Raw genomic sequence first — 10560 nt, forward strand, 5'->3', positions numbered from 1 at the left:
GCCCGCGCCCGACACCGCCTACTTGAGCAACGACTACAGCCGCCGCACCCACACCCGGTTTTATCACGCGGGGGCGCCGGCGCGCGGGGGGCGGGTCCACGACCCGATGGCGGTGCTCGATCCGGAACTGCGGGTCAAGGGGGTGCGTGGGCTGCGCGTGGTGGACGCTTCGGCCATGCCGAAACTGCCCGCGGTGAATCCCAATATCACCATCATGGCCATGGGTGAGAAATGTGCCGATCTGATCAAGGTGGCCGCCGCACCCTGATCTCGTGGCCTGCGGAAACCGCTGTGCCGCATAAACTGGGGGTGTTATGGCGAAACAACCGGAATCCGGTGCCCCGGTCCAGTCCGTGGACCGGGCGCTGACCGCCCTGGAAATCGTGGCCAAGCTGGGTTCGGCCGGGATCACCGAGATCGCGGCCGAACTCGGCGTGCACAAGTCCACGGTCTCGCGGCTGATGGCCGTGCTCGAACAGCGAGGTTATGTCGAGCAGCTGTCCGAACGCGGCAAATACCGGCTCGGGTTCACCGTGGTGCGGCTGGCCGGATCCAGCAGCGCGCACCTGGATCTGCGCAGGCAGAGCCAGGACATCTGCGACGAGCTGGCCGCCCGCGTCGGCGAGACCACCAATATCGCCATCCTCGACAGCGACCGCATCATCAATGTGGCCGAGGCCGTCGGCTCCGCCGGAATCGCGTTGCGCACCTGGGTCGGTCAGAGCTGCCCCGCGCACGCCACCTCCAGCGGCAAGGTGCTGCTGGCCGACCTGTCCGCGGCCGATCTGCGGGCGCGGTTGCGCAAGCGGCTGGAGTCCTTCGCGCCCAATACCGTCACCGATCTGGCCGTGCTGCGCGCGCAGTTGACGGAGATCAGCGCGCAGGGCTGGGCGTGCTGTGAGGAGGAGCTCGAGATCGGCCTGAACGCCGTCGCCGCCCCCATCCGGGACAGCGACGGCCGTATCATCGCGGCCTTGAGCGTCTCCGGGCCGACGTATCGCTTTGCGGCACACCGCTTCCCGGAGATCGCGCAGGAGGCGGTGGATTCGGCGCTGGCGATCTCGCGCCGTCTCGGCTACCACGCCTGAGGCGCGGGGATCAGTTCGGCAGCGGCAGCGAGCCGGGCGCGTAGACGCCGAGCAGCGTTCCGGCGATCACACCGAAGACCAAGGCGAGCATCAGGCTCAACGGGATGGCCACGACGGTCAAGGCGGTGCGCAGCGCGGGGACGGACATGGCGCGCGAGAGGGGATTCGGCTCGGATCTCCTGTGTTGCCCAGTCATTGCTGTTGCTGCCTTTCCCTCGCTGCCCGAACCATTGATGAAATCAAACGTATCATTTTCGGTTCGGGTGCCGGGCGCGAGGGGTGCAGGTGGTGCGGAATTACTTGGCGTCCAGGACCTTCCGGACCGCGGCGGTGAAGAGGGTGTCGAAGGTGGCCTGATCCGGTTGCTTGTCCTTCGCTATGCCGGTGACGCGGACACCGACGGTCCGGTTACGCAGCGTCGCGTAACCCTGATAGGTGAGGTGGAAGATCCCCGCTTCGCCGTTCACCGTGCTGGTCGTGCGATAGGCGACGGCAGCGATGTCGGACAACCCACCGGGCACCGCGAGCTTCTCCTGTTTCATGGTGTTGTCGAACTTCTTGCCCTCGGTGGTGAGGGTCGCGCGCACCTCGGGACACTTCGCGTAATTGTCGACCAGCTTGGTCAGGTCCATGACCTCGTCGGAGACATAGTCCACGAACATGCTGGCCGAATCCTCGGAACTGGCCACCGCGAACGACGACTTGCCGATCACATCGTTGGCGGCGCTCCCCAGATCCACTTGCGGGCCCTTGCATTCGGCAGGCGTCACCGTGGCCTGCGCCATCATGTCGCCCATCCCCGAGATGCTGGCGATCATCTTCTCCCGCGGAATATCCACCGTCCTGGCCCCGGCCGGAAACTCGGATTCCAGCAGCACCAACTGATCCCGAGGCGTGCTCGGCGCATCCTTCGCCGCGGCCGCCTTGTCATTGCCGCCGCACCCGGCGACCACCAGCACCGCACACGCGGCCGCCGACGCGAAAACTCCCTTGGTCATCACGCGCGCGAGTCTGCCAGGATTCGCCGACCAACCCCCCGAGCGGCTCGCCGCCACTCGAATCGCTCACCAACCAATGTGAACCGTCTAGGTTTTGCTCATGAGTGCGCCGCATACCGAGACGTCGGCCGTCCCCGCCGGTCGACGTCGCCTCTCGTATCCCCTGTACGCCGTCATCGTCATCGCCTATCTGGCCATCATCCAGTTCGGCGGGATCTGGATGAAACACCTCAGCGGCGAGAGCGACTTCCGCTCCACCCGGGCGGTGCTCTACGGCATGATCATTCCGCTCGGTGCGGCGCTGCTGTTCACCTACGGAGTCATCGCCTACCTGGGCTGGCTGCGCCCGGTGCTACGGGATGACCGGCCCGTCCGGCCGTGGGTTCGGGTGGTGCCGATCGTGTTCCTGGTCGCGATCGCCGGCGGTATCGCGTATCACGCACTCTCACAGAAGGGTTGGCTGTTCGTCGTCGTGCTGCTGATCGCGACGCAGTTCGTCGGCTGGGGCGAGGAGGGCATGTTCCGCGGCATCGGTGTCGTCGTGCTCCGCGACCACGGTCTCGCCGAGGGCAAGGTGGCACTGTGGTCGAGCCTGGTATTCGGTGCGGTGCATCTGGCCAATGGCCTCACCCACGGGGTGTCGGCGATCTTCCAGGCCGTCGTGGTGAGCGCGGCAGGCTATTTCTTCTACCTGACCCGCCGCGTCACCGGCGGCAATATCGCCAACTCGATCATCCACGGCCTGTTCGACTTCAGCCTGCTGACCGGCACCGCCATCCTCGCCGACCAGACCCTCTATCCCGGCACCATGCTGCCGGTGCTGGTCTACCCCGTGCTGGCCGTCATCCTGCTCGTCAAACGTCACAGCATCGAACCGGTGACTTGCGCGGTCACCAGGGTTTCGAAGGTGTAGGGGCGCAGGCCGTCGGTGCGGTCGGCGAAGTATCGCTGCTGGAGGTCCGCGCGGGTGGGGTGATCGACCACCTTCAGCCCGCATCGGTTGATCAGGCTCTCGATTTCGGGGACCGGCCAGCCGGGTTGTAGCGGCTCGCCGACGGAAGCCGCGATCGGCGTGTAGATGCGGGCGTATTCCGTTCCCGCGTCGTCGAGCGCGGCCTCCTCGGCCAGGTAGGAGAACACCACCTCGGACCCGGGAGCCGCCGCCGCGATCATGCGCAACGTCGACTCGATCGCCTGGGCTGTCAGATAGGGTGCGACACCCGTCCAGCAGAACATCGACGGGCGCGCCCAGTCGAATCCGGCCGCGGCCAACGCATCCCGAACCGGTTCGGTCTCGAAATCGACCGGCACGAACACCTGCGAGGCGCTGAGCGGCAACCCGAGATCGCCGACCCGCTCGAGCTTCCACGCCTGGGACGCGGGGTGATCGACCTCGAACACCGTCAACGATCCGAGCAGATCCGGCCGCCGCCACGCGAACGAGTCGAGCCCCGCCCCGAGAATCACATACTGCGTGAAAGCCCCGGCAGCCAAACGATCCTCGGCATACCGGCTGCGCGTGCACACAGCCGCTCGCGCCTCCCGGCGAACCGTATCGGGAAACAATGGATCGAACCGATCCCGCAACCCCTGCCATTCCGGGCCGACAAGCACCAGCGCCAACTGATCGTCCAGCACCCACGGCGACGCATTCTCCAGACGGAACAGTCCACGCGATATAGCCGCGAAAATCGCCGTCCTACTAGGCGCACCGTCCATGCGTCCCCTCCTCGACAATCAGAACCCGGCATCCCGACCCACCCACTCCACAGGATGCGCCTGAATTCGGCTGGCGGCCATAACCAGTGACTACGCCGGTCAACCGGGCTACTCGGCGGGGGGTGCGGTGACGGTGCGGTCCCAGTCGATGGTGTGGTAGTGGGTGGCGCGGAACATGTCCTCGGGGGAGGGGAGGGCTGGTTGGCCGGTCGGTTTGCCTTCGGCCTTGGCCTTGTTCGCGCCTCGGGCACCGTCGGCGATGGCCTCCACTCGGGGGCGGCGGAGTTGTTCGTAGGCGGTGAAGGCTTCGGCGATGGGGAGGTCGCGGAGGCAGTGGGCGAGTTCGACGGCGCTTTCGATGGCCAGGGAGGCGCCTTGGCCGGAGCTGGATGAGGGGGCGTGGGCGGAGTCGCCCACCAGGACGATCCGGCCGCGGTGCCAGGTCGGTACGGACGGCATCAGTTCCATCGGGCCGACCACGGTCAGATCCTCGGGGTCGGTGTGGTCGAGCAGGGTTTCGCCCGGCAGGTGGCCCGTGTACAACTCACGCAGCCGAGTCAGCCACTCGGCGTTGGAGATTGCGCTCGTCTCGGCGGAGGTCAAGGGTTCGGTGCGGGGGAGGCTGGCGAACCAGACGATGTCGGCGTTCTCGCTGGCAGGGTCCGGCTCGACCTGCCCGATGCGGCCGACACCGACGTAGGCGTCGGCGGGGACCCGGTAGTAGCCGAGGAAGGTGCGGCCGAAGGCGAAGTACGTCATCCCCTCTTTCGCCGACACGTCACTGCCGCGCGCGATGCCGCCGAAGCTCAGGACACCGCCGTACTCGGGTCCCGGCGCCTCCGGATCGAGGAGAGTGCGCACGGTGGAACGGATTCCGTCGGCGCCGATCAGAATGTCGGCGGTCGCGGTGCTGCCGTCGGCGAAGGTGGCGGTGACGGCCTCCGCGGTCTCGCTGACCGAGACGAGCTTCTTGTCGTACTCGAACCGCACACCGGCCGCCGCCGCGTGATCGGCCAACGCCCGGAACAGATCCGCGCGCGCCATGACCTTCGTGCCCGGCAGATCGGGGAAGCCCGCGAATTCGGTGAAGATATTGCCGCTGGCGTCACCGAAGATCGATCCGGGCATATCGAGCCCGAGCGTATCGAGGACGGTGTCCGCGCCGATGATCCCCAACGCTCGTTGGCCATTGGGCGCCAAGCTCAACCCCGCCCCGACGCCATCCGCCGCCACCGGATAACGCTCGTACACCGTCGCCGTTATCCCTGCTTTGCGCAGCGCCAGCGCGATCACCGACCCGGCCACGCCGCCGCCGATCACCAATGCTGTTGTCGCTTTACTCATTTGGCACTCCCTCACGATCCGATGAGAGAATAGTAGCCATGAAACTAGTATCTACGCAACTAGTGTGAAGGGTGAATGGGGGCGAAGATCGAGGCGAGTGGGAAGTCAGGGCAACCGGTTTCGGTCGCCCTGCTCGTTTCGGGCCTGGTCAGGCCAGGTGGATCGGGAGTCCGGCGACGTCGTTCTGCGTCATGACCGGAAGGTTGGCGATCTGGTCGACCGGGGTCGCCAGGGTGAGGTTCGGGAAGCGGTCGAACAAGGCGGGGAGGCCGATCGAGGCTTCGAGGCGGGCCAGGGCGGCGCCGGGGCAGATGTGCGGGCCGTAGCCGAAGGAGATATTGCGGGAGGCCGTGGGGCGGGTGATGTCGAAAGCGTCGGCGTCGTCGCCGAAGACGGCGGTGTCGCGGCCGATGGCGCGGTAGGACATGACCACGCCTTCGCCCTTCTCGATCACCGTGTCGCCGAGGGTGATGTCCTCGGTGGCGAAGCGCATGAGCAGATGGGTGACGGGGCCGTCGAAGCGCAGGGTCTCCTCGATGACCTGCTTCCACTCCACCTCTTCCGCCCGCACGGCGGCGAGCTGCTCGGGGTGGGTCAGCAAGGCGCGCACGGCATTCAGGATCAGGCTGACCGTGGTCTCGTGACCGGCGGCCACCAGCGCCTTGAGGTTGCCGACCACCTCTTCCTCGGTGAGCGGCTCGCCGCCCTCGTCGGCCAGGATGAGCGCGCTGGTGAGATCGTCGCCGGGCTCGGCGGTCTTGCGGCGGACCATCTCGGTGAAGTAGACGTCCATGTCCTCGATGATCTGCAACCGCTCGTCCTGCGGGGTGACCATGGAGAAGAACTTCTTGTACCACTCCAGCAGCATCGGCTGATCCGCGCGCGGCACGCCCATGAGCTCGGAGATCACCCGCATCGGCAGCGGGTAGGCGAAGACCTGCTTGAGATCCACGGCCGCACCGTCGGTGCCCGCCTCGTCCAGATCGTCGAGCAGCTCCTTGGTGAGCCGTTCGATGCTGGGCCGCAACTCCTCCAGCCGGCGCGGGGTCAGCGCCTGCGTGGTCTTGATGCGCAGGCGGCGGTGCTCCGGCCCGTCCACGGTGAACATGGAGCGGCCCGCGTCGATCATGCCGATCAGCGGCCACTGCCGGGTCACCACGCCGTCGGTCCACAGCTTCCAGGCATTGATGTCCTTGACAAGCCTGGTGTCCGTGAGCAATTGGCGCGCGACGGTGTGATCGGTGACGGTCCAGGCGGGAACGCCCAGCAGCTCGATCCGGGTGATCGCCCCGGCGGCGCGCAGGGCGGCGGTCTCACCCGCGAGATCACCCACCATCGGATCGATCGTGATGGCGTGCGGACATGCGGAACTCACTGGAAACCTCCGAGAGCGCGAACAGGTGTGAAAACAACAGGAAGAGAAGTCATTCCACGCAGGAACGGCGACGGCCGCCGCACCAGATCGCGGGCGGGCACCGCCAGATCGATATCGGGCAGCCGATCCAGCAGCACCTCGATCCCGGTCCGCGCGATGGTCTCGGCGATCTCCTGCGCCGGGAACGGGCAGCGGTATTCGCCGTGGCTGAAGGCGAAATGGGCGCTGTTGCCGGTGTGCGTCGCGGCATTGCCCACCTGCTGGCGCACGTGCGGATCGGTATTGGCCGCCGCCAGCCCCAGCAGCAACAGGTCACCGGCGCGAATCGTCTTGTCCGCCAACCGGGTATCGCGCGCCGCCCAGCGCCCGGCCAGAATCGAGGTGGGGGAGTCCTCCCACAGCACCTCGTTCATGGCCTGCCCCACGCTGCGCCTGCCCCCGCCCAGCGCCGCCGCGAAACGGTCGTCGGTGAGCATCAGCCGCATCGAGTTGGCCAGCCAGTCGGCGGTGGGCAGATGGCCCGCGGCGGTCACCGCCATCAGGTCGTTGACATACTCCTCGTCGGTGAACGAGCCCGGGTGCGCGAGCATGCGCGACACCAGATCATCGCCCGGCGCAGCGCGTTTCACCGCCAGCAGATGCTGCATGTACTGCATGAATTGCAGATGCGCGCCCTGGGCGTCCGCGCCGCCGTCGGCCATCACCTTCATGGCGCGGGCCAACCCCTGCCCCTCGGCGTCCGGAAAGCCCAACAGCCACGCCAGAATCAGCACCGGCAGCGGCTCGGCGAAATCGGCCACCAGATCGGCCTCGCCGCGACCGCAGAAGCGGTCGATCAGCCGATCCGCCAAAGCCTCACAGACCCTGCGCAATTCGAACGGATCCACCGATTCCAGCGCGGGCTCCACCATGCTCAGGTGACGGCGATGCTCCGCGCCCGCGGTGAAATAGATCGACGGCATGGGCGAGCCGACCATGGGCAGCAGCGGCCAGTCCGGCGGAATATTGGGCCACTGGTTCCACAGGCTCACATCGCGCGGGAACAGCTCGGGGGAGTTGGTGACCTGATGCATCTCCCGATAGCCCAGCACCAGCCAGGCCGGAATGCCGCCGGGCAGCTCGACCGCGGCCACCGGCCCGTGGTCCCTGCGCATTTCGCGGTACAGCGCGTGCGGATCGGTGTGGAAGCGGGGGCCGCCCAGCGCCACCGCCGCGTGCGGGACGGGGCAGGCGCTGCCCGGTGCGGTCGAGGTCATGGATTCCTCCCGAGTGCGGGCTCCGGATGAAAGAGGTACTCGACCAGGCTGATCAGCACGTTCTTGCTCGACTCGCGGTCACGCGCGTCACATTCGACCAGCGGGATGTGCGGGTCCAGATCCAGCGCCTCACGCACCTCCGGCAGGGCCGGTCCCGGTCCGAAACTGTTGCACGCCACGATGAACGGCGTGCGCTGATGCTCGAGCCGGTCGATGGCGTACCAGGAGTCGGCGATGCGGCGCTGATCCACCAGCACGATCGCGCCCAGCGCGCCGCTGAACAGGCGATCCCACAGGAACCAGAAGCGCTCCTGGCCCGGCGCGCCGAACAGGTACAGCACGTGCTCGGTGTCGATGGTGATGCGGCCGAAGTCGAAAGCCACCGTGGTGGTGGACTTTCCGGGCACCCCGGCCGGATCGTCGACGCCGAAGCCGACCTGGGTCATGGTGGCCTCGGTGTCGAGCGGGCGGATCTCGCTCACCGAGCGCACCATGGTGGTCTTGCCGACGCCGAAACCGCCCACGATGACGATCTTGAGGCCCTGGCGGGCATCGGCGTGCAGGGGCGCGTCGGCGCGGGCCGGGCGCGGGTCAAAGCTTGCGGAGTCCAACGAGCACCTTTTCCAGGGTGGTGGTGTCGGGCAGCCAATTCCATTGCCGCGCCGCATGATCGGGGTGACGCACCGTGATCTTGCCCGCGTGCAGCAGATCCGACAGCAGAATGGTGGTGATGCCGACCGGCAACCGCAGCTCGGCGGCGATCTCCACCACCGCCGTGGGCGCGCGGCACATGTCGAGGATGGCGGCGTGCTCGGATTGCATGCCGCGCACCGGGGCGGATTCGCTCACCACCAGGGTCACCAGATCGAAGGCGTCCGAATCCGGTTGGCTACGACCGCCGGTCAGCGTGTAGAGCCGATCCGGAGCCTCGTCCGGTCTGGTCACGGCACGCTCGCTCCCGGGACCCGCGGGGCGGCGGCCAGATGCTCGCCGAGCTGCTCCACCAGCTCGCGCATATTGTGCCCGACCAGCCCCGCGTCGGCGTCCTCCGCGGCCACCACCGCGATATGGGCGCCCACCCCCGCCTCGACGATGAACAGGATCCCCCCGTAGAACTCGGTCATCGACTGCCGCACCCCGCCCCGGCCGTCCCCGAACTCCACCGACGCCCCGTGCGAAAGGCTTTGCAGCCCAGCGGCGATCGCCGCCAGCTGATCGGCGCTGTCGACCCCCAACCCCTGCGTATGGCAGATCTTCAACCCGTCCCCCGACAGCAACAACGCGTGCCGCGCCCGCGGCGTGCGCGCCAGCAGCTGCTCCAGCAGCCAACCCAGATGTGTCGCGGACGCTGTCATCGATCGGTCTCCCAGGAGGTCGGAGGGGCGGGGAACGAGCCGGTGTCGTACTGATGGCGGAACTCGCCATCGGCGGGAGCCACGAGAGACCCGCCAGTGGGGCCGGTGGAAGGTACTCCGGCGGGATCCGGGGAAGGCGTGCCGATAGAAGGCGTTGCGGGGCCGGTGGTTTCGCGCCGGAGCGGATCGGTCAGCGACGACGGGATCAAGGTGGTGGCGCCGCCGTCGTCGTGCCCGGTCCGCGTCGGAAAGGGCGGCGGGGCCAAGGGCGCGTCGCGCTGAGGGCCGAGAGTACGTTCGCGCGGCAGATCGACCTGGGGCACGGCATCTCCGGCCGCGTGCGCGGCAATGACATCGGCTGCGTGATCGGACGGCCCGCCGGGGGTTGTCGGATGCGGCGCCCGCCCGAAGGGCACTGTGCCGTTACGGGTTTCGCGCCGCCGGTCGCTGCGGCGCAGCGCGTCGAGGACGGGGGAGTTGAGGGAGGCGGGACCGTCCGGTCCGGGCTGCTCCTCGGGCGAGGTCAACCAGCGCGACAGCGCCGCAGGTGCGGAAGCGGGCGGCGCGGCACCGAGATTGGTCAGCGATGCCGGGCTCGCCTCGCCACGACCGGTGACCGCGCGCTGGAACGCGGCCATGGACGACGGCGAGGAAGGCGGGCGCGGCGCGGGCGGCGGTGCCGCCGGGCCGAAGGGTGTCTCCTGACGCAGGACGGCCAGACCGTCCGGGTGCACGGCGGCCAACGTCGTCCCACGCCGCCGCTTGGGCAGGCCGCCGGAAGTCACCGCGCGCGAGTCGTTCTCACCGGCGCCCTCCGGGCTGGCGGATTCCGATGCGGGGGTGGCCGCGTGGCCTGCGGTGCGATCGGCTCCGCCGCTCGCCCACTGCATTTCGGCGTCGGTCCGGCCCGCACGGATGTCGGCACCGGCCGGGCCCGTTACAGCGCCGGGTTCGGCGGCAGTCGGGGTCTCGGCGGCGCGCATTCGGGCAGCGACCTCGGTCATGCGAGTGTCGGACGATGCGGCGGGTGGTTGGCCGGAACCTTTTGTGGTGGTGTCGGTTTCGGCCGCCAGCGGGTCGGGGTGTGGGGAATGTCCCACGTAGACGGGGTGCTCGCCCGTGGTGACCGGGGTGAGGCGGCTGAGGGTGTCGGAGCGACGGTCCAGGCGGGTGGTGAGTTCGCGGGGGACGACGACCACGACGGCGGTGCCGCCGATGGCGGAGGGGCGGTAGCTGACGGTGAGGTCGTGTTTGCGGGCCAGGTGGCCGACCACGGCCAGGCCGAGGCGGGTGCCGGTGAGGGAGGAGAGGTCGGCTTCGCCCTGGGGGCGGGAGACCGCGGATTCGTCGGGCTGCCGGTGCCGATCTTCTTCCAGTGGGACGACGTGGAATACGGCCTGCGCGCGCGGGAGAACGGGTTCGTCA

General features: G+C 68.3%; 13 protein-coding genes. 3 read left to right on the forward strand and 10 right to left on the reverse strand.

What is annotated here, in order from left to right:
• The coding region (locus ACWELQ_RS22635) for a GMC oxidoreductase (RefSeq protein ID WP_452399040.1) at positions 1 to 268 on the forward strand (268 nt) is incomplete at its 5' end.
• A gap of 46 nt (positions 269 to 314) precedes the next feature.
• The gene (locus ACWELQ_RS22640) at positions 315 to 1088 is read left to right on the forward strand and encodes an IclR family transcriptional regulator (protein WP_452399041.1); all 774 of its coding nucleotides are present in this window, start codon (positions 315 to 317) and stop codon (positions 1086 to 1088) included.
• A gap of 10 nt (positions 1089 to 1098) precedes the next feature.
• Here ACWELQ_RS22640 and ACWELQ_RS22645 read toward each other — a convergent pair whose 3' ends face one another.
• Positions 1099 to 1236: a hypothetical protein gene (locus tag ACWELQ_RS22645; RefSeq protein ID WP_452399042.1), complete on the reverse strand. Its 138-nt coding sequence runs from the start codon at positions 1234 to 1236 to the stop codon at positions 1099 to 1101.
• Between the two features lie 148 nt (positions 1237 to 1384).
• The gene (locus ACWELQ_RS22650; RefSeq protein ID WP_452399043.1) at positions 1385 to 2089 is read right to left on the reverse strand and encodes a hypothetical protein; all 705 of its coding nucleotides are present in this window, start codon (positions 2087 to 2089) and stop codon (positions 1385 to 1387) included.
• 97 nt (positions 2090 to 2186) lie between these two features.
• Here ACWELQ_RS22650 and ACWELQ_RS22655 point away from each other — a divergent pair, with 97 nt between their 5' ends.
• Positions 2187 to 2999 (forward strand): CPBP family intramembrane glutamic endopeptidase, encoded by an 813-nt coding sequence (locus ACWELQ_RS22655; RefSeq protein ID WP_452399044.1) that lies wholly within the window; start codon positions 2187 to 2189, stop codon positions 2997 to 2999.
• On the opposite strand, the gene ACWELQ_RS22660 is transcribed toward ACWELQ_RS22655, so the two are convergent.
• The 8 genes from ACWELQ_RS22660 to ACWELQ_RS22695 form a co-directional block, all read right to left on the reverse strand.
• On the reverse strand, positions 2948 to 3805 hold the full coding sequence (locus ACWELQ_RS22660; protein WP_452399045.1) for a class I SAM-dependent methyltransferase: 858 nt from the start codon (positions 3803 to 3805) through the stop codon (positions 2948 to 2950). The genes ACWELQ_RS22655 and ACWELQ_RS22660 overlap by 52 nt on opposite strands.
• Positions 3806 to 3913: 108 nt before the next feature.
• A complete protein-coding gene (locus ACWELQ_RS22665; protein WP_452399046.1) occupies positions 3914 to 5149 on the reverse strand; it encodes an FAD-dependent oxidoreductase in 1236 nt (411 codons plus the stop codon).
• Between the two features lie 148 nt (positions 5150 to 5297).
• Positions 5298 to 6485, reverse strand: coding sequence for a cytochrome P450 family protein (locus tag ACWELQ_RS22670; protein WP_452399047.1), 1188 nt, complete (start codon positions 6483 to 6485; stop codon positions 5298 to 5300).
• A 35-nt stretch (positions 6486 to 6520) separates the two neighbouring features.
• The gene (locus ACWELQ_RS22675) at positions 6521 to 7780 is read right to left on the reverse strand and encodes a cytochrome P450 (protein WP_452399048.1); all 1260 of its coding nucleotides are present in this window, start codon (positions 7778 to 7780) and stop codon (positions 6521 to 6523) included.
• Positions 7777 to 8391 carry a GTP-binding protein gene (locus ACWELQ_RS22680; protein WP_452399049.1) on the reverse strand — a complete coding sequence of 205 codons (615 nt, stop codon included), beginning with the start codon at positions 8389 to 8391 and terminating at the stop codon, positions 7777 to 7779. Before ACWELQ_RS22680 ends, ACWELQ_RS22675 begins: the two co-directional genes overlap by 4 nt.
• Complete coding sequence (locus ACWELQ_RS22685) at positions 8372 to 8725, reverse strand: DUF742 domain-containing protein (RefSeq protein ID WP_379365520.1); 354 nt, start codon at positions 8723 to 8725, stop codon at positions 8372 to 8374. Before ACWELQ_RS22685 ends, ACWELQ_RS22680 begins: the two co-directional genes overlap by 20 nt.
• Entirely contained in the window at positions 8722 to 9135 is a 414-nt protein-coding gene (locus ACWELQ_RS22690) for a roadblock/LC7 domain-containing protein (protein ID WP_452399050.1), read from the reverse strand. Before ACWELQ_RS22690 ends, ACWELQ_RS22685 begins: the two co-directional genes overlap by 4 nt.
• Positions 9132 to 10560 (reverse strand): ATP-binding protein (locus ACWELQ_RS22695; RefSeq protein ID WP_452399051.1); only part of this gene is annotated, 1429 nt, incomplete at its 5' end. The genes ACWELQ_RS22690 and ACWELQ_RS22695, both read right to left, overlap by 4 nt.

Source organism: Nocardia sp. NPDC004722 (assembly GCF_053601505.1).

Bases quoted from the DNA above. Each gene is read 5' to 3' on its own strand.
- ACWELQ_RS22640 (WP_452399041.1), top strand. From the start codon at position 315: ATGGCGAAACAACCGGAATCCGGTGCCCCGGTCCAGTCCGTGGACCGG.
- ACWELQ_RS22645 (WP_452399042.1), bottom strand. From the start codon at position 1,236: ATGTCCGTCCCCGCGCTGCGCACCGCCTTGACCGTCGTGGCCATCCCG.
- ACWELQ_RS22655 (WP_452399044.1), top strand. From the start codon at position 2,187: ATGAGTGCGCCGCATACCGAGACGTCGGCCGTCCCCGCCGGTCGACGT.
- ACWELQ_RS22660 (WP_452399045.1), bottom strand. From the start codon at position 3,805: ATGGACGGTGCGCCTAGTAGGACGGCGATTTTCGCGGCTATATCGCGT.
- ACWELQ_RS22665 (WP_452399046.1), bottom strand. From the start codon at position 5,149: ATGAGTAAAGCGACAACAGCATTGGTGATCGGCGGCGGCGTGGCCGGG.
- ACWELQ_RS22670 (WP_452399047.1), bottom strand. From the start codon at position 6,485: ATGGTGGGTGATCTCGCGGGTGAGACCGCCGCCCTGCGCGCCGCCGGG.
- ACWELQ_RS22675 (WP_452399048.1), bottom strand. From the start codon at position 7,780: ATGACCTCGACCGCACCGGGCAGCGCCTGCCCCGTCCCGCACGCGGCG.
- ACWELQ_RS22690 (WP_452399050.1), bottom strand. From the start codon at position 9,135: ATGACAGCGTCCGCGACACATCTGGGTTGGCTGCTGGAGCAGCTGCTG.